The 365-nt window shown below is 59.7% G+C and carries 1 protein-coding gene; it reads left to right on the top strand.

Going from position 1 to position 365, the window contains the following annotated elements; genetic code table 11:
- Nucleotides 1-48: 48 nt before the first annotated feature.
- Nucleotides 49-351 (top strand): transposase, encoded by a 303-nt coding sequence (locus AB4Z15_RS24985; RefSeq protein WP_442019407.1) that lies wholly within the window; start codon nucleotides 49-51, stop codon nucleotides 349-351.
- Nucleotides 352-365: the final 14 nt, after the last annotated feature.

Consider the following 365-nt stretch of genomic DNA (forward strand, 5'->3'; position numbering starts at 1 on the left):
TGCGGTCGTATGGTTTTGTGAGACAGCTTGATGGGAGCTTCAGTTCAGATGACCACGCCCAGAAGAAAATACGATGCGGCTTTCCGTGAGGATGCTGTGCGGCTTGTTTTGTCCACGAACCGGCCGGTGAAACAGGTCGCCGAGGAGATCGGGGTGAAGGAAAGCACGCTGGGGAACTGGCTTCACCGGCATCGAGAGAGCCACCAGGGCGCCGCGCCGGTCCTGCCTGAAGAACGGGGGCCGGTGCCGTGGGACGAGCACCGGAAGGCACTGGCCGAAAATGAGCGGTTGAAGGCCGAGGTCGAGTTCCTGGGAAAAGTCAGCGCCTTCTTTGCCGCGAAGCAAAAGTAGAGGACTTCTACGAG

The organism is Paenarthrobacter sp. 2TAF44 (assembly GCF_052114885.1).
In the GTDB taxonomy this organism is placed as follows: domain Bacteria; phylum Actinomycetota; class Actinomycetes; order Actinomycetales; family Micrococcaceae; genus Arthrobacter.